The organism is Hymenobacter sp. (genome assembly GCF_036388155.1).
GTDB lineage: Bacteria > Bacteroidota > Bacteroidia > Cytophagales > Hymenobacteraceae > Hymenobacter.
In genome coordinates, this window is sequence record NZ_DASVSI010000025.1 from 20,360 (window position 1) to 37,090 (window position 16,731).

General features: G+C 61.2%; 16 protein-coding genes. 10 read left to right on the plus strand and 6 right to left on the minus strand.

Annotation, left to right across the window (positions count from 1 at the left end; translation table 11 throughout):
- Positions 1-25 precede the first annotated feature (25 nt).
- On the minus strand, positions 26-337 hold the full coding sequence (locus tag VF629_RS03360) for a hypothetical protein (RefSeq protein ID WP_331057038.1): 312 nt from the start codon (positions 335-337) through the stop codon (positions 26-28).
- A gap of 49 nt (positions 338-386) precedes the next feature.
- Complete coding sequence (locus VF629_RS03365; RefSeq protein ID WP_331057039.1) at positions 387-1,340, minus strand: DUF4062 domain-containing protein; 954 nt, start codon at positions 1,338-1,340, stop codon at positions 387-389.
- A 104-nt stretch (positions 1,341-1,444) separates the two neighbouring features.
- On the opposite strand from VF629_RS03365, the gene VF629_RS03370 reads away from it, so the two are divergent.
- On the plus strand, positions 1,445-1,771 hold the full coding sequence (locus VF629_RS03370; RefSeq protein WP_331057040.1) for a hypothetical protein: 327 nt from the start codon (positions 1,445-1,447) through the stop codon (positions 1,769-1,771).
- Between the two features lie 194 nt (positions 1,772-1,965).
- On the plus strand, positions 1,966-2,493 hold the full coding sequence (locus VF629_RS03375) for an NAD(P)H-dependent oxidoreductase (RefSeq protein WP_331057041.1): 528 nt from the start codon (positions 1,966-1,968) through the stop codon (positions 2,491-2,493).
- On the opposite strand, the gene VF629_RS03380 is transcribed toward VF629_RS03375, so the two are convergent.
- Complete coding sequence (locus VF629_RS03380) at positions 2,490-3,041, minus strand: DUF2062 domain-containing protein (RefSeq protein WP_331057042.1); 552 nt, start codon at positions 3,039-3,041, stop codon at positions 2,490-2,492. The genes VF629_RS03375 and VF629_RS03380 overlap by 4 nt on opposite strands.
- Positions 3,042-3,147: 106 nt before the next feature.
- Between VF629_RS03380 and VF629_RS03385 the strand changes: the two genes are divergently transcribed.
- From VF629_RS03385 to VF629_RS03415, 7 genes are all read left to right on the plus strand, one after another.
- Positions 3,148-4,101, plus strand: coding sequence for a YihY/virulence factor BrkB family protein (locus VF629_RS03385; protein ID WP_331057043.1), 954 nt, complete (start codon positions 3,148-3,150; stop codon positions 4,099-4,101).
- 207 nt (positions 4,102-4,308) lie between these two features.
- The gene (locus tag VF629_RS03390) at positions 4,309-5,757 is read left to right on the plus strand and encodes a DEAD/DEAH box helicase (protein WP_331057044.1); all 1,449 of its coding nucleotides are present in this window, start codon (positions 4,309-4,311) and stop codon (positions 5,755-5,757) included.
- A 133-nt stretch (positions 5,758-5,890) separates the two neighbouring features.
- On the plus strand, positions 5,891-6,229 hold the full coding sequence (locus tag VF629_RS03395) for a protein tyrosine phosphatase (protein ID WP_331057045.1): 339 nt from the start codon (positions 5,891-5,893) through the stop codon (positions 6,227-6,229).
- Between the two features lie 9 nt (positions 6,230-6,238).
- The gene (locus VF629_RS03400) at positions 6,239-7,552 is read left to right on the plus strand and encodes a hypothetical protein (protein ID WP_331057046.1); all 1,314 of its coding nucleotides are present in this window, start codon (positions 6,239-6,241) and stop codon (positions 7,550-7,552) included.
- Between the two features lie 46 nt (positions 7,553-7,598).
- Positions 7,599-8,552, plus strand: a complete 954-nt coding sequence (locus tag VF629_RS03405) for a zinc-dependent peptidase (RefSeq protein WP_331057047.1) — start codon at positions 7,599-7,601, stop codon at positions 8,550-8,552.
- 198 nt (positions 8,553-8,750) lie between these two features.
- Positions 8,751-9,755, plus strand: a complete 1,005-nt coding sequence (locus VF629_RS03410) for a DUF1259 domain-containing protein (protein ID WP_331057048.1) — start codon at positions 8,751-8,753, stop codon at positions 9,753-9,755.
- A 47-nt stretch (positions 9,756-9,802) separates the two neighbouring features.
- A complete protein-coding gene (locus VF629_RS03415) occupies positions 9,803-11,659 on the plus strand; it encodes a M2 family metallopeptidase (RefSeq protein WP_331057049.1) in 1,857 nt (618 codons plus the stop codon).
- Between the two features lie 266 nt (positions 11,660-11,925).
- Here the strand turns inward: VF629_RS03415 and VF629_RS03420 are convergent, their stop codons facing one another.
- Together VF629_RS03420 and VF629_RS03425 are read right to left on the minus strand one after the other, a co-directional pair.
- Positions 11,926-13,431, minus strand: coding sequence for an alpha/beta hydrolase family protein (locus VF629_RS03420; protein WP_331057050.1), 1,506 nt, complete (start codon positions 13,429-13,431; stop codon positions 11,926-11,928).
- 153 nt (positions 13,432-13,584) lie between these two features.
- Complete coding sequence (locus VF629_RS03425) at positions 13,585-14,601, minus strand: fasciclin domain-containing protein (RefSeq protein ID WP_331057051.1); 1,017 nt, start codon at positions 14,599-14,601, stop codon at positions 13,585-13,587.
- Between the two features lie 212 nt (positions 14,602-14,813).
- On the opposite strand from VF629_RS03425, the gene VF629_RS03430 reads away from it, so the two are divergent.
- Positions 14,814-15,716, plus strand: coding sequence for a hypothetical protein (locus VF629_RS03430; protein WP_331057052.1), 903 nt, complete (start codon positions 14,814-14,816; stop codon positions 15,714-15,716).
- Positions 15,717-15,966: 250 nt separating this feature from the next.
- Here VF629_RS03430 and VF629_RS03435 read toward each other — a convergent pair whose 3' ends face one another.
- A complete protein-coding gene (locus VF629_RS03435; protein ID WP_331057053.1) occupies positions 15,967-16,689 on the minus strand; it encodes a pirin family protein in 723 nt (240 codons plus the stop codon).
- Between the last annotated feature and the right edge of the window lie 42 nt (positions 16,690-16,731).

The window sequence follows — 16,731 nt, forward strand, 5'->3', positions numbered from 1 at the left end:
GTGCTATGCTAAGCTGCCGCACCCTCTAGTCGGCAAACTGGCCGAGGGCGCCGTCGGGCTTGGTGCCGTCCACGTTGGTTTTCTTTTCCAGCCGGAGTTGGCGGAAGTTGGGCCGCTCAAACTCATACCCCAGCGCCTGCCCAAACATCAGGTTCAGAAACTCGGCCTGCAAGGCTTCCTCCTTCTGGGTGGTGACGTAGCCGGAGGCGATGCTGGCCTGCCAGCGCCGCAGCCGCTCCACGCGGGCCGCGAAGTCGGGCAGGGCAATGGTGGGGTCGTAAGCGGTAAGGGGGGCGGGTAGAGGAGCGTCGGCGGGGAAGAAGGAGAGCAGGGGCATGGGAGGTAGTGGGATAGTATTAGCTATTTAGACACATTTAGTTCTTTGACTATGAAATGCTGGCAATCCCTACCTGACGTAGCTTAATATAGAGTTGCTGGCCTTTTCCAGACAAATGCCAAGACTCAATCTGACCACTGCCTTTAGGTCCCCTATCGACATTAAAAAGACCTAACCTTGCTAATTCTTCCAGCGCTTCCTTCGTTATTTCCATTTTATCAGTTGCTGTTTGATTGATAAATGGACTACCATTAGCAGCTCGAATTGCATTGTGTATTATGTGCGTAAATGCTCTGTCTTGTTTGCTACAGGCGGCCAAGAATACATCTCGCAATGAAACAGGTACTAATTCGCCTTTTGCAGGTATCTCTATTGTTTGTTCTTCTAAGAGAGCGAGGATTATGCTGTACTCATCAGGAGGTTGTACCTGCTTTATCTTTTCAAGAAGCTCGTTATTTTCCTTGCTCAATCGCGCCAATTCCTCTGCCACCTGTGGGCTAGCCGCTTCCGTAGCCCTCACCCAACCAATGCGCGGATTGATGGTAATTTCATTACTCAGCGAAAGCGATACATGATAAGCCAGCTTATCAATTGTGTCCCAGAACTTGATAACCCGAGCTTTACCAACTTTGCTTTTGAAAGCGTCAAGTTCTTTCTTGGCATCTGCTTCAATATAATTTGCAGGCCACGCCGCGGCTTTATCAATCACGAAACCTAAACGTGGTATTTTCTGCTTACCAGCGTAATCATATTCCTTCTCGGTGTAGCTGATGCGACTTTTTGGGTCTTTGGAGCCGTAGCGGTGGGCCAGCACTACGAGGTAGTAGTCGGAGCTATCGATGTAGCTTTTGATGGTTTCCCACTGGGTTTGGTCGCCGGCGTTGAACATCTCCATGCCCACGGGCAGGTGGCCGAGCTGCAATACTGCTTTAACTACCGCGTCGCGGTGCTCTTTAAGGTCATCAAAAGTGGAGCTGATGAATACTTGGTATTTCTTGGCCATTGAGGGTAGAGTTTGGGGGCTGCAAGGTAGAGCGGTTGTGCTTTGTTTTTGCAGAAAAGCCGAAACCCCGACTACTTAGCGCTGTTCATTCCCAAACCCTAACATTGGCTGCCTCGCAACGCCCCGATTCGCCCGATTCTAAAGGCACGCCCCAGCATCCGGGCGGTGGTCGCCCGCGGGTGCCCCAACCGGGGCAGTTCAAGCCTAGCAGCCCTGGCAACCCAACGGCTCAAGCGCCTGCGCAAGGCATACCTGAAGCATCCTCGGCCCGCCACGTTGCCGTTCCTGCAGCCGCCGCAAGTCCTTTGTCCTCTATTTTGGTTAAAGAAGGTGCTTTTGAAAACCGCGCCGACTATGAACGGACCAGCAAGCGCATCGCTGGCTTAATCAGAAGCGGCAAGGTGTTGCCCCGCAAGCCAGACGACGAATAAACTCAGGCGAGCAAGCAGGTACCGATTCTGTCTGTTTCTTGAAGCCTCAGCAGTGCCATCAGCTGGGGCTTCGCCTTTTCTTCGCGCTGCCTTTGGTCTTTTAACCAGCCGCACGAGAGTTCTTACAGTCGCCCATAACCAACGGCCGGGCTAAGAGGTTAACCGCAGACTCATCCCCGTTTTCCCGCTCTGTTTTGATAACCCTGCTCGCCGGAACCAACCGGCCCAACTCCCGCGCCCGCCGCATTGCCACTTATTACCGCGCCGTGCTCACCGAGTTGGGCGCCGAAAGCCAAATCCTGGACCTGGCCGAACTGCCCACCGATTTCATCATCAGCGCGCTTTACGACCAAGTGGGCACCAACCCCGAATTCAACCGCCTCTCGACCATGCTGGACGCGGGCAACAAGCTGGTCATCATCACCCCGGAGTATAACGCCTCTTTTCCCGGCGTGCTGAAAGCCTTCATCGACGGGCTGCCCTACCCCGGCGGCATTGCGGGCAAAAAAGCGGCGCTGGTGGGCCTGAGCAGCGGCGGACAGGGCGGCCTGCTGGCCATGGCGCACCTCACCGACATCCTCATGTACCTGGGCACGGCCGTGCTGCCCCAGCGCGTACGCCTGCCGTTCATCAACAAGGATTTGAACGACAGCGACGGCCTCAACCTCGACCTTTCCCGGCAGTTATTGCGCGAGCAAGCCCAGGCACTGCTGGCATTCTAGGCCACCGGCAGCTCCGGGGGCGTCTGCTGGGCCTTGATGTGGCGAAACACGGCTCGAAACAGGAAATAAAGCACCGTTACCAAGGGCACGGCGGCCACGGCCCACAGCAGCAGCGCCCCCACCTGGGCTCGCCACAGCAGTTGGCCCACGGCGCCCCAGCCCTCGTGGCTGATGAGCTGGCGCAGGCCCTTAATGGTGAGGCCGGCCACCCGGTCGCCCTGGCCCATGATGGTGGCCCCGGCCCGCAGGAAGGGAATGAGCAAGGCCAGCTGAAAGGCGCTCATCAGGTGGGCCACCAGCTGCATGGCGGCCACGTTCAGGCGCAGGCGCAGGGCCGTGGCCGCGCTCACCACCGTGGTGATGCCAAAAGTAGGCACCAGCCCAAACGCCACCCCCAGCCCCACCGTCAGGGCCAATTGCTCGGGCGAGAGGCCAGCCTTAAGCAAGTCGAGAAGCGGGTCGACCACGCGTCGGCGCAGCCACGAGCGCCGTGGCGCGGGCGGCGGCTCGGCAATGGGCGGGGGCGACGAGTCGGTGGGGAGCGACATACAGAAAAACGATGGGCCGCGCCTGGAGCAATACGGCAGCCCTTACCTTCGTCGAGGAGTGTACTCTACTTACGGCTGTGCTCCAAAATGTTGCCTTTAAGGCGTTATGACAAAGTTAGGTTCTTCGGCGGAGCTGCCGGGCCCGTGGTGGCGCGAACTCCCCATTCTGCTACACCGGGCCGGCCGCGAGCTCGGCGCCAACGACCCGCTGCGGCTGGGCGCGGCCACGGCGTTTTTCACGTCGTTTGCGTTGCCGCCGGTGCTCATCATCCTCATCGAGCTGCTCAGCTCGCTCTACCCCTCGTCGTTGGTGCGGCAGCTGCTGCTGGGCAAGGTGAGCAACCTGGTGGGGTCGTCGGCGGCGGGCTTGGTTTCGCAGATTGTGATGAACGTGGCCGACCCCATGCGCAGCCGCCTGGTGACGTGGGCAGGCTTTGCGTTTCTGGTTTTCATTGCCACCACGCTGTTCACCATCATCCAGCACTCGCTGAACCAGCTGTGGCAAGTCCGGCCCCGGCGTGGCACGGGCCAGTTCTCGCAAGCCCTGTCCGAACGCCTGCGCTCCATTGGCATTTTGCTGGCCACGGCGGTGCTTTCGCTGCTGGCTTTTGGCTCCGACGCGGCCTTGGGCTTGTTTGCCGAAAGCATTCGCGACTTCGACGCCACTTTCGCCTACTACGTGGTGCGCGTGCTGAATGCGGTGGCGGCCTGGTTCATTCTGGCGGCGTGGTTTGGGGTCACGTTCCGCACCCTCAGCCTGGCCAAAGTGCCGTGGCGGGCCGTTACGCGCGGTGCGGCGCTCACCGCGTTGCTCATCAGCTTGGGCGAAGTGGTGCTGGGCCAGCTGCTGGTGGCCCAGGACTTGGGGCCGGTGTACGGGCCGGCTTCCAGCCTGGTGCTGGTGCTCCTGTTCGTGTTCTACTGCGCCATGATATTTTACTTCGGGGCGGCGTTCACCAAAGCGTACGCACACCGCATTGGCCTGGACATTCGGCCCAAGAAAACGGCCGTGCGCTACCGGCTGGTGAACGTGGAGGACGCTTCGCTTAATGAGGAATGAGGAATGAAGCAACGCCGGGGCTGGCGCGCGTTTGCAACGCGTGCCGGACTGGCTGGGCGTTTTCAACGCCCCCGGTCGCGCCGTTCGGGCTTCGTTCAGGCGGCGAGCCGGAGGCTCAAAACCAGTCGGCACGCGTTGCAAACGCGCGCCATCGCCCTTCTTCATGCTTCATTCTTCATTAAGCGAAGCGTCCGGTACCTTTGCCCCGTGCAAACTCCTGATTCTTCCGCCGCTGGCGCCACTTCCGGCGCCCCCGCCGCCAAGCCCGACCTTCAATTCGCCGATTTCGACCTCTCTCCTGCCCTGCTGGCGGGCGTGGCCGAGCTGAATTTTACCCAGCCCACCGCCGTGCAGCAACTGGTGCTGGCCCCGGCCTTGCAAGGGCAGGACGTGGCCGGCCAGGCGCCCACGGGCTCGGGCAAAACCGCTGCCTACGGCCTCGCCGTGCTGCAGCAGGTAGATGCGACCTCGGCCACGGTGCAGGCCATTGTGCTGGTGCCGGCCCGCGAGCTGGTGCTGCAGGTGCGCGACGCCCTCCAGCGCCTCGGCAAGCACGTGCCCAACCTGCGCGTGGCCGGCTACTACGGCGGCCACGCCATGCGCGACGAAGTGAAGGGCCTGCAGCAAACCCCGCAAATCGTGGTGGCCACCCCCGGCCGCATGCTCGACCACCTCGAGCGCCGCACCATCATCCCCAACCGGCTGAAGGTGCTGGTGCTGGACGAGGCCGACAAGCTGTTGGAACTGGGTTTCCAGGAGGAAATGGCCACCATCATCAGCCGCTTGCCGGTGCGCCGCCAAACCCTGCTGTTCTCAGCCACCATGCCCGACAAAGTGCTGGCCCTGGTGCGCGAGTACCTCACCCGCCCCCGCGTGATGAACGTGGGCGGCTCCAACGCCACCACCCTGCCCGAGAGCCTGGTGCTGCGCGGCCACGTGGTGAGCGCCGCCGACCAGAAGCCCGCCGCCCTGTTTCACATCATCACCCAGCCCGACGCGGGCCGCTCGTTGGTGTTTGCCAACACCCGCGACCGCGTGGAGGAGCTCACGCGCTTCCTGCGCGGCCGGGGCCTGGCCGCCGAGGCGCTGCACGGCAAGATGCTGCAGCCCGAGCGCGACAAGTCGATGATGAAACTACGCAACGGCTCGGCCACGGTGCTGGTGGCCACCGACGTAGCAGCCCGCGGCCTCGACGTGAACGAGTTGGACACCGTGGTGCAGTTCGACCCGCCCCACGAGGCCGAAACCTTCCAGCACCGCGCCGGCCGCACGGCCCGGGCCGGCGCCGTGGGCACGGCCCACCTCATTGTGACGCCCCCCGAGCAGCAGAAGCTGCAAAGCTGGCCCTCGGCCGGCGCCGTGCAGTGGGCGGGCTTGCGGCCGCCGTCGCTGCCCGCGGCGGCGCCCAAAGCCCCGCGGCCCAGCACGGTCACGCTGCACGTGTCGGCGGGCAAGAGCGAGAAAATCAGCCGCGGCGACTTGGTAGGGGCCTTCGTGAGCGTGGGCGGCCTGGAGCGCGACGCCGTGGGCCGCATTGAGGTCTTCGACCACCACAGCTTCGTGGCCGTGCCCGAGGCGCAGGCCGAGGAAGTGCTGGCCCGCATGCAAGGCGCCAAAGTGAAGGGCAAAAAGGTGAAGGTGGCCCTGATTCGGTAACATCGTTCAAGAAGCCCGTCATCCTGAGCGCAGCGAAGGACCTTCTCACTGCAGAACGGCTTGCAGTAATCATTGTGCCAAGCGTGAGAAGGTCCTTCGCTGCGCTCAGGATGACGGTTTTTTACTTCTTCGCATGCGCCTCCTGTTCATTTGCAGCCAGAACAAGTGGCGCAGCCTCACCGCCGAGCGGCTCTTTGATGACCACCCGCACTACGAGGCGCGCTCGGCCGGCACCGAGCCGGGTGCCCGCGTGCGCGTCACGGCGGGCCACCTGGGCTGGGCTGAGGTCATCTTTGTGATGGAGCGCCGGCACGCTGACCGGTTACAGGAAAAGTTTGCGGAAGAGCTGACCGGCAAGCCCGTCATCGTGCTGCGCATCCCGGACAAATACCCGTTTGGAGACGCCAAACTTGTGGCCCTACTTCACGAGAAGCTCGCAGTACATTTGCCCTTATTCTCGCTACCAACTTAACCTTTCTGCATGCTGCTACGCTTACTCTTCGTTCTACCCGCCTTTTTCTTCTGCGCGTTTGAGTCCCGGGCCCAGGCCTACGAGCCGGGCCTGCTGGTAACAAGCCAAGGCGACACCCTGCGGGGCGAACTCGAGAACGGCTTTTGGGTAGAACCGCCCGCCTTCATCCGCTTCCGGCCCGCGGCCGGCAGCCCCAGCCAACTGTTTCAGCCCCGCCAGCTGCGGGCGGTGAGCTTCACCGGCGGCCGGTATTTCCGCTACGAGGCCCTGCCCATTGACTACGCCGCCCAAACCCAATTGGACAAGCTGGCACGCGTCCTGGCCAGCGACATTAAGATTGATACGCTGCTGGCCGAAGTGCTGGTGGAAGGCACGGGCAGCTTGTATCGGGTGGCCCGGTCCAGTGTCGTTCACTACGTGGTCAGCAGCCCCGGTCGGCCCATGCTCAGCCTGAGCGAACACAAATACCTGCGTGAAAACGACAACGGCGTGTGGGCCATTGCCGACGGCAACAACTATAAGGCATTATTGGGCAACCATTTCTCCAAATGCCCCGCGAGCAAAATGGCCCGCACGGCCCCCTTTACGGCCGAGGCGTTGGTCGCCATTGTGCAAGCCTACAACCGGGAGTGTGCCCCCGGTCAGCAAACTGGCCGCGATTTTCTGAGCAGCGCCAAGCCGCGTCGCCGCGTGGCGCTGCTTGGCGGGGTGCTGGCCGGGGTGCGCTACAACCGCATTGTAAGCGGAACCGCTAATTACTATAACAACAAGGCTGAGTGCACTGATTGCCAAGCGCTTCCTTACCTGGGTTTGTACGCCGACCTTTTTCAACCCAGCCGCACATCGGCCCTCTACGGCGAGCTCAGCTTCAGCACCTTTGGCAGCCTGACCCCCTTGTTGGTGTATACTGACGGCAACCTTGTGCCGAACCAGCGCAATGTCGAGAGCCGCCATGTGCTGGGCACGGCTCGGATAGGATACCGCTTCTTTTTTCCCTTGCCGCAGGAGCGGAAATGGCTGCTGGGCGTGGGCTACGAGCTTAATTCCGCCCTGGGCCAAACGGTGGTTACTTCCACCGGCCCAACCGGCCCGCGCACCCGCGAAAAACTGGTGTACGCCGACCCAACCTATTTCCCAAACCTCAGCTTGGGTTGGCGCAGCAATCGCCTCACCCTAAACCTCGACGGGCAGATGTATTACGACGAGGGCAATGTGAGCCGAACAGAGTACTTGTCCAATTTCATTGGGTCCAATGTAGCGTTGCGGCTGGGTGTAGCTTACCAACTGGGCCGCAACCCGGACGCCGCCAAGGCGAGCAAATAGGCTGCGGTAAACCAACTTCCCGGCCCAGCCGCCGTTTAACCGGCCCATGGTTTACCTGATTTCCCTGGCGGTACTGGCCGCCGTCGTTTACGCTTTTTATCAATACGCCACGGCCGACTCGCGGCGGCGCACCGAGGCCTTGGCGGAGGAATTTCCAGTTGCCTGGCGCCACATTCTGGCCGAGCGGGTCGCGTTTTACCTTTCCCTCACCAAGAAGGAAAAAGCCCGGTTCGAGAAGCAGGTGCAGGTGTTTCTGGCCGGCACGCGCATCACCGGCGTGCAAACGGAGGTCGACGACACCACCCGCCTGCTGGTGGCGGCTTCGGCCATCATTCCAGTGTTTGGCTTTCCCGATTGGGAGTACAGCAACCTGGGCGAAGTGCTCATTGTGCCGGACGCGTGGAAACTGGAAAACGACCCCACCAAGGAAGTGAAGCCGTTGCAGGGCACCCTGTTGGGCTCGGTGCAGAACTTCCAAAATCAGCACTACATGCGCTTGTCGAAGGCGTCGTTGGAGCAAGGCTTTCGCGACGGGCTGGACCGCCAGAACGTGGGCATTCACGAGTTTGCCCACATGCTGGACGAGGCCGACGGCGTGATTGACGGCGTGCCCAAAGCCGCCCTGCCGCCCGAATTGCTCCAGCCCTGGGCCGAAGTCATGCAGCGCGAAATTGCCGCCATCGAGGCCGGAAAGTCCGAAATCAACCCCTACGCGGCCACCAACGAAGCCGAGTTCTTCGCCGTGGTGACCGAATACTTTTTCGAGAAGCCCGAAAAACTGCAGGAAAACCACCCCGAGCTGTACGAGCTGCTGGGCCGCGCTTTCCGCCAAAACCCCAAGAAGCGCTTCTTGCGCTTCGCCACCGACCCGCGCGAGTGGCTGAAGACGCTGCGCAGCCGCCGCAAGTTTGGCCGCAACGACCCGTGCCCCTGCGGCAGCGGCAAGAAGTACAAGGACTGCCACCTCGACAGCGTGCCGCTGGGCGAAAGCAAGTCCTAATTTTGGAGCTGCTAAATCAGCTTGCGCACACGTTGGAGGACTCCGGTGAGCCTGCTATCACTGGGCGGCGTTTCCTCTACGGCCTTTTTTTGACCAAATTCCGTCATCGCTTGTTGTCAACAGCGAAGCAGGTACGACCACTGGTTCTGCACGTCCTCAGCCTATCCTTTTGCCACTTCTTCCTGCTCGTTTCTTTCCATGAATGACTCCATGTCTCGGCGCGAAGCTCTGCGCGCCACCGCGCTGTTGGGAGCCACTTCGCTACTGGGCGTCGAGGCGCAGGCAGCCAAGCCCCTCAAAACCAATACCCCTCCCCTGACGGCAGCCGACATTGCAGCCATTGAGACGGCCATGGGCAAAAAAGGGAGCTACGACGAAGCCCAGGCCACCCACGTCACCGCCCTGCCCCGCAACGATTTGAAAATGGCCGTGCGGGGCGAGCCCGTGCCCATTTCGTTCGGCTTTGGCGGCTGGGCGGCCATCAAGCGCACCCTGGACGGCAAATCGGCCATGCTGATGAGCGACACCGTGCTACTGCAAGAGGAAGTGGCCCCGCTAATGGACGCGGCCCACGCCAACGGCCTGGAAATCGGGGCCGTGCACAATCATTTCTTCTACGAAGACCCGCGCATCTTTTACATGCACGTGCACGGCATGGGAACGCCCGCCGCGTTGGCCCGCAAGTTTGCCGCTACCCTCAAAAACTCGAAGCTGCTGCCGGCCAATCAGCCGCCGAGCCCAACTGGTCCGGCGTCAACCGGCAACAACGCCGCCCCCACCGGCAAGGAGCTGTTTGATTTGCCGGCCCTGGATGCCGTGGTAAAGTACCAGGGCAAGGTGAACGGCCCCACCTACAAATACACCGTGGGCCGCGACGACCTGCAAGTGCTGATGATGAACACCGAGATGACGGCCGCCATCGGCCTGAATTCCTGGGCCGCATTTGCGGGCACGGCGCAGGCCGCGCACATTGCTGGCGACATTGCCATGCTGGAGCACGAGGTCAACCCCGTCATTCGGGCCCTGCGCGCCCACCGCCTGGAAGTGGTGGCCGTGCACAACCACATGCTGTTCGACCAGCCCCGCATGGTGTTTCTGCACTACTACGGGCGCGGGCCGGCCATCCAGCTGGCCGCGGGGTTCCGCGCGGCCCTCGACCAGTTGGGCAAAGGCAAACCCGCCATGGGTGGCATGAAACACTGAGGCGAAAGCTCAGCCCCGTGCGCACGGCGAATGCTTTTCTTTGCGGCATGAAAACGTCTCTGCTTTCCATCATACCTGCTGCCTTGCTGGCCGCCTGCGCTCCCACCGCAAAAACGCCCGTGGCCACGGCACCGGCCGCAACTGCAGCTCCCGCCGCCCCCACCGCCCCCGCCCCGCCCGACTACCGGGCCCAGGCCGACCAGTTCCTGACCGCCTACAACGCCGAGTACGTGCGGCTCTACACCGCTTCCAGCGAGGCCGAGTGGCGTTCCAATACCCACATTGTGGCCGGCGACACGGCCAACGCCGGGGCCACCACCCGCGCCAACCAGCGCATGGCCGCCTTCACGGGCAGCGCCGACAACATCCGGCAGCTGCGCGAGCTGCTGGCCCACAAAGCCGACCTCACCGCGCTGCAAACCAAGCAGCTGGAAACCGCCCTCTACATCGCCGCCAACAACCCCCAAACGGTGGCCGACGTGGTGAAGCAGCGCATTCAGGCTGAGGCCGCCCAAACGGAAAAGCTCTACGGCTTCGAGTACAAATACGCGGGCAAGTCCGTCACAACCAACGACCTCGACGAGCTGCTGCGCAAGGAGAACAACGCCCAGAAGCGCCAAGCCGTGTGGGAAGCCAGCAAGGCCATCGGCCCCACCCTGAAAGAGGGCCTACTGAACCTGCGCGAGCTGCGCAACCAGACCGTGCAGGCCCTGGGCTACCCCGATTATTTTACGTACCAGGCCTCCGACTATGGCCTGACGCGGGACGAGATGATGGCGCTGGTGCGCAAAATCAACACCGAATTGCGGCCCCTCTACCGCGAGTTGCACACCTACGCCCGCTACGAGCTGGCCAAAAAATACAAGGCCAAGCAGGTGCCCGACTATCTGCCGGCGCATTGGTTGCCCAACCGTTGGGGCCAGGACTGGGGCTCGATGGTGGACGTGAAGGGCCTGAACCTCGACGCGGTGCTGGCCAAGAAAGGAGCCGAATGGCAAGTGAAGCAGGGCGAGCGGTTCTACCAGAGCCTGGGATTTCCGGCGCTGCCGGCTTCCTTCTACGAGAAAAGCAGCCTGTACCCGCTGCCCGCCGGCGCCGACTACAAGAAGAACAACCACGCCTCGGCCTGGCACATCGACCTGAACAACGACCTGCGCAGCCTGATGAGCGTAGAGGCCAACACCGAGTGGTACGAAACCTCGCACCACGAACTGGGCCACATTTTCTATTACCAGACCTACTCCAACCCCGAGGTGCCGCCGCTGCTGCGCCAGGGTGCCAATCGCGCCTACCACGAAGCCATTGGCTCGATGATGGGTTTGGCGGCCAAGCAGAAGCCTTTCTTGGCCGGTCTGGGCCTGGTTTCACCCACCGCCAAAACCGACCAAACCCAGCAGCTACTCAAAGAAGCACTGAGCTACGTGGTGTTCATTCCCTTTGCCTCGGGTGTGATGAGCGAGTGGGAAAACAGCTTCTACGCCGACAAACTCTCGGCCGACAAACTCAACGCCCGCTGGTGGGAGCTGTGCAAACAGTACCAAGGCATGGTGCCGCCCACCACTCGCGGCGAAAACTACCTCGACCCCGCCACCAAAACGCACATCAACGACGACCCCGCCCAGTACTACGACTACGCGCTGAGCTACGTCATCCTGTTCCAGCTGCACGACCACATTGCCAAGAACATTCTGAAGCAAGACCCGCACGCCACCAACTACTACGGCAACAAGGAAGTGGGCAACTTTCTGCGCGACATCATGCAGCCCGGCTCGAGCCGCGACTGGCGCGCGGTGCTAAAGGAAAAGACCGGCGAAGACCTCTCGGCCCGCGCCATGGTCGACTATTTCCAGCCCCTGCTGGCTTACCTGAAAGTGCAGAACAAAGGCCGCAAATACACCATGTAGTGCCTGTGAAGCAACTATAAAAGCAGTCAAATGAGATTCAACGGTCATGCTTCAACTGCGCGAATGCCAGGTGAGCATGACCGTTCCATTTTACCTTGTGTCAATAGGTTTCGGTTAGCCGAGCCGCGGTAGAGACGCAACAGCTTGCGTCTCGTCGTTGAACGACGATGCGTTGAACTACGCGGCGAACGACAGCTATGCGGCGCAGCCGACGAGACGCAAGCTGTTGCGTCTCTACTTCGATGAATTTTGTTGACGGAGACAGCCTAATTAGCCGCTTGCTCCAACACCCAATCGCGCACGGTTTCCAGCAGCGCGGGGGAAACCACCGGGTCAATGCGGCCGTCGGCGTCCGGTAGCAATTCGGCAGCCGGCTTTTGGAACCAATGGTTGACGCCGGGCAGGCGGCGCGCCGTGACGCGTTTGTTGCCGCGCAGCCCTTTTTCGAGCGCTGGCAGGTTGGTGGCGGCGTTCACTTCGGCGTCGTCGGTGCCCTGGAGCAATAGCACCGGGCACTGCACGTCGGCGAGCTGCAGCTGGGGGTTGAAATTGATGTAGTAGCGATGCCAGGGCGTGATGAGCTGCTCGGCGCGGCTGTTGGCCAAAGCCGGCTCTTGCTCGGGGTAGCGCTGGCGCAGCATGTTGACCACAATGGCGCGGGCTTGGTCGTCGTTGGTATTTTGCCGGATAATTTCCAGCATGTTGCGCCGAAACTTGAGCATGGCGTCGGCCCGCTTCCGCTCCTCGTTCTTCAGTTTTATGCGTTGCTGGGCCACGTAGGTTTCCACCTGCGCCGCGTTGGAACCGCTGGCGCGCAGGGCCGAGGCCTTGTCGAGCACGGCGGCCCAGGCCTGGCGCCGCGCCGCCCCTGCCCGCGCAGTGTCGGCGGGGTTGGCCACGGGCTCTGGCTGGTTGGCCAGCAGTTCCAGGCCGCTCAGGCCCGACGCCGCCAGCGTCACCACAAAGCTGGGGGGCACGGGCTGGGCCGCCGCCAGCAGGGCCACGTTGCCGCCTTCGCCGTGGCCAATGAGCCCCGTTCGGGCGGGGTCGAGGCTGGGCCGCACCCGCAGAAACCCCAAGGCTGCCTGCGCGTCCTTTACCAAATCGGCGGTGGTGGCCTGGGCGCCGTTGCCGCCCGACTGGCCCACGCCGCGGTCGTCGAGCCGCAGCACGGCAATGCCCTGCCGCGCCAACGCCGAAGCCATGTCGGCAAACAGCCGGTATTTTCCCATCCGCGCGTCCCGGTCCTGGCTGCCCATGTCGGAAAGCAGCACCGCCGCCGGAAAAGGGCCGGTGCCGTCCGGAATGCTCAGCGTGCCGGCCAGTTGCACGTTGCCACTGGTCACGGTTACCGGTTCGACGTGGTACGTGGTAACGCGCACGGGAGCCAGCCGGCTGGCCACGAGCGTAGTGCCGTCGGCGTACCGACGCAGCGTCAGCGGCACTTGCAGCCCGGGCTGGGTCCACATCCCGCGCAGCTCTTCCCCGTCGCTCGTGGGCAGGCAAGTGAAGCGGCAGTCGGCCATGGCGGCGTAAAAAACCAGGGTATCGCCGCGAAAAGTGACCGAGGCCGCCGTGCGGTTGGTGCGCTTGCCCGGCAAGTCGAACGTGGCGATTAGCTTGTTGGCTCCCGGCTGAATGATGTTGAGCTGAATGGGCAACGTGCCGCCGGGTATCGACAGCGGGCCTTTCCACGTGCCGGCCAGGGTGCCGGGTGCCGGCGCTGGCGCCACCACGGCAGCGGCCGGCGCCGGCGTGGTGCCTTGCCCCATTGCCCACCCGGGCAGAAAACAGAGCCATAGCGCCCATTTTCCCGCCTTGCGGGACAGCATATGTAACATGCGGTATTGTGCCATTACGCCCCCACCCTCGGTGGCAGGCCAGGCAGTTGGGAATCTAGTTAAGGACTATTGAAGGGCTCCCGCTTAGGGCAGCAGCACCCGGTCGATGACGTGCACCACGCCGTTGGTGCACTGCACGTCCGGAATCACCATGTTGGCGGGGGTAGCGTTGCTGCCCGACTTGACGGTCATCACGCCGTTGGTGAAGGCGCCGATTTGCAGTGCTCCGCCGCCAAACGAATTGACCGAGGTACTTTCGGGCAATTCGGGCGTAAACTTATTACCCAGGCTGCCTGCCAGCACGTGATTGGCCAAAATGTTGGTCAGGGCCGTTACCTGGGCCGGCGTCATGGCGTTGATGGCGTCGACGCTGGCAATGCCGGCATCCCTGAAAGCCTGGTCGGTGGGAGCAAATACGGTGTAGGGACCGGGCTGCGAAAGCAAGCCTTGCAGGTTGCACTTGACCACCGCAGCCACCAGAAACGTGAGTTCGGGGCTCACGAAAACGTCCTTGCCGGTGCTCAGCGCCACCGCCGACTGCACCACGTTGCCGCCGGTAGCCAGCAGCACCTTGTCGATGGGATGAATTAAGCCGTTGGCGGCCGTTATGTCCTTGTTCAGAATCTTCGAGCCATTCACGAACATCTCGCCGTTAGCGCGCTGAATAATGCGGCGGGCAGGGGTAACAGATGGCGCTGTAGGCGTAGCCACCGTTTTGAATACTCCGGGCGAAGCACTTCCCGCCGTGAGGGCACTGCCCGGCAGCGAGCCACTGAATACATGATAGAACAAGGTGCTGCTCAGGAAAGACTGCTGCAAGCCGGTCAGGTCCTGCGCGCTGTTTAGCCCGAGCCGGGCAAAGGCGGCGTTGGTGGGGGCAAACACGGTAAAGTTGCCCTCGCTTTGCGGGTCGGGGTTTTTGTTGCCCAATATCACGGCCACGTTGCCGCGTACGGCGGCGTCTTCCAGGGTCTGGAAGTCGGGGTTCGTTACGGCAATGTTGGTGATGGAAGCATCGACGTCTTCGTTTTTGGCGCAGCCGCCCAGCAGCAATAGCCCAAGCGCGAAAGCACCTATCTTGCGCGTAATGATGATTTTCATCGGAGGAAATATTGAGTTTATCGAGCCTATTCTTGCGTTAGGCCCAAAGCGCTGAATACAAACGGTTTTAAAATGGCTTTGGATTGCGCTAAGATAAATCCATTTCCCCAAACTCCTCCGTAAATTGCGCGCGCCTCTCCGTCTGCGCTTAATGCTTTTCTACCAAGCCAGAATAGCTATTTAGCTAATTCTACCACAGATAGTTTCTATTTATGAAAAACTTCTTCCCACTGCTGGCCACTTCCCTGCTGTTAGGCGCCTCGGGTACGGCGCAGGCCCAAAGTTTTGTGAGCGGTTTTATGGCTGGAAAAGGCCACGGGTCAGTGGTGGTTTCGGGCACAACCGAGCGCTACGACGACGTGTACCTGGCGCCAGATAAAATCAGAGGCGTGCCCATTTTCCAGGAAGTGCGGGTCAACTCTCTCAACCTGTACGCGACCTACGGCCTCTCCGACAAAATCGACGCCATCATCAGCTTGCCCTACATTCAGTCGAAGGGCAAGGCCCCCGGCACGGTCATTAGCGACCTGAACGCGCTGTACTCCACGGCCGGCTACACCAACGTTCGGCAGGGCTTGCAGGACGTTACGGCCATCCTGAAGTTCAAGTCTTATACCGTTGAGTTGGGCAGCAGCATTCTGGACCTGCTGGGCGTGGCCAGCTTCAGCACGCCCGTCGGCAATTACGAAACCAACACCGGCTACGGCTACATCATCGCCATCGGCAACCGCGCCACCAAGTACACGGCGTCGGGCGTGGCGCACCTCAAAACCAGCACGGGCGTGTTCGTCACCGGGCAAGTGGGCTACAGCCTCCGCACCGGCCAAGTGCCCCACGCCCTGATTGGAGAAGCCAAAATCGGCTACGCGGGCCCCAAAAACTACATCGAGGGCTACGCGTCTTTCCAAGAGTCGAACGGCGGCACCGACATCTCGCAGAACGGGTTTAACGGGTTTTTTCCCTCCACGCGGGTCAACTACATCCGCCTGGGCATCAGCGGCTACCGGCCCATTGCCAACGGCTTCGGCGTGGTGTTGGGCGCCAATACCTACGTAGCTGGCCGCAACATTGGCAAAGCAACGGGCTTTTCAGCCGGCGGTTCTTACAACTTTTAAATCAGTAGTGAGAGGCAAGTGGCAAGACCGTCTGTTCGCTAATTATTCAAGTGAACAAGGGCTTTATCACTGCTTATTGAGCGTTAACTCATCGCTAAAAATTCTTACAGCAAAAAAGCCGGCTATTGCCGGCTTTTTTGCTTGTGTACCACCGCAGGTTGAGCAGACAGGCAGAGAACCACACTTCAGTTGGTCACTCCATGACAGCCACTTACTGTCCTGTTACTTGCTACTTTTTTCCTGCTACCGACTAATAATTCGATTCGGCGCTGGGCAAGTCAATCAGGATGAACTGCGCGTCTTTGGAAGCCCGAATTTGCACCACGTGGTCGTCGGTCATGCGGGCTTGGTCGTTGGGGCCGAGTTCGGTGCCGTTTACGAAAATACTTCCCTCCTTCACGTAGATGAAGGTGAGCCGAATGGGGAAAGTTTTGAATTCAATTTCCTTGCCTTCGTTCAGGTTGGACCAATACACCGTGCTGTTGGAATTCATGTACACCACGTCCTCAAGCACTTTTTGGCCAGTCACGAGGGGCACCAACTCGTTCTTGTTGCCGCTGGTGAAGCCCAGGTCCTTTTGCTCGTAGCTAGGGGCCAAACCCTTTTGCCCCGGAATAAACCACAGCTGATACAGGTGCAGGGGCTTATCCTGACGGTTGAATTCGGAATGGGCCAGGCCGGTGCCGGCCGTCATGCGCTGCACTTCACCGGCCTTAATGGTCGTTTTGTTGCCCATCGTGTCCTGGTGCGTGATTTCGCCGTCCAGCACGAGCGTCACAATCTCCATTTCGGAGTGCGGGTGCTGCGGGAAGCCCGACTGCGGCGCTACGCTGTCGTCGTTGAAGACGCGCAGGGGGCCAAAGTTCATGTTGTCGCGGTCGAAATAGTCGGCAAACGAAAACAAAAAGTAGCTGCTGAGCCACGACGCGGGGGCCGCATGGTAACGGTCGGCGGCGGAAATGTACTTGAGCATGAGCGGAACAATAAAAGTGGGCGTGCACCGCATACGCGGTGG

Excerpts from the sequence above, each read along its gene's own strand:
- VF629_RS03360 (WP_331057038.1), bottom strand. The coding sequence starts at position 337 with ATGCCCCTGCTCTCCTTCTTCCCCGCCGACGCTCCTCTACCCGCCCCC.
- VF629_RS03365 (WP_331057039.1), bottom strand. The coding sequence starts at position 1,340 with ATGGCCAAGAAATACCAAGTATTCATCAGCTCCACTTTTGATGACCTT.
- VF629_RS03380 (WP_331057042.1), bottom strand. The coding sequence starts at position 3,041 with ATGTCGCTCCCCACCGACTCGTCGCCCCCGCCCATTGCCGAGCCGCCG.
- VF629_RS03385 (WP_331057043.1), top strand. The coding sequence starts at position 3,148 with ATGACAAAGTTAGGTTCTTCGGCGGAGCTGCCGGGCCCGTGGTGGCGC.
- VF629_RS03395 (WP_331057045.1), top strand. The coding sequence starts at position 5,891 with ATGCGCCTCCTGTTCATTTGCAGCCAGAACAAGTGGCGCAGCCTCACC.
- VF629_RS03400 (WP_331057046.1), top strand. The coding sequence starts at position 6,239 with ATGCTGCTACGCTTACTCTTCGTTCTACCCGCCTTTTTCTTCTGCGCG.
- VF629_RS03405 (WP_331057047.1), top strand. The coding sequence starts at position 7,599 with ATGGTTTACCTGATTTCCCTGGCGGTACTGGCCGCCGTCGTTTACGCT.
- VF629_RS03410 (WP_331057048.1), top strand. The coding sequence starts at position 8,751 with ATGAATGACTCCATGTCTCGGCGCGAAGCTCTGCGCGCCACCGCGCTG.
- VF629_RS03415 (WP_331057049.1), top strand. The coding sequence starts at position 9,803 with ATGAAAACGTCTCTGCTTTCCATCATACCTGCTGCCTTGCTGGCCGCC.
- VF629_RS03420 (WP_331057050.1), bottom strand. The coding sequence starts at position 13,431 with ATGGGGCAAGGCACCACGCCGGCGCCGGCCGCTGCCGTGGTGGCGCCA.
- VF629_RS03425 (WP_331057051.1), bottom strand. The coding sequence starts at position 14,601 with ATGAAAATCATCATTACGCGCAAGATAGGTGCTTTCGCGCTTGGGCTA.
- VF629_RS03430 (WP_331057052.1), top strand. The coding sequence starts at position 14,814 with ATGAAAAACTTCTTCCCACTGCTGGCCACTTCCCTGCTGTTAGGCGCC.
- VF629_RS03435 (WP_331057053.1), bottom strand. The coding sequence starts at position 16,689 with ATGCTCAAGTACATTTCCGCCGCCGACCGTTACCATGCGGCCCCCGCG.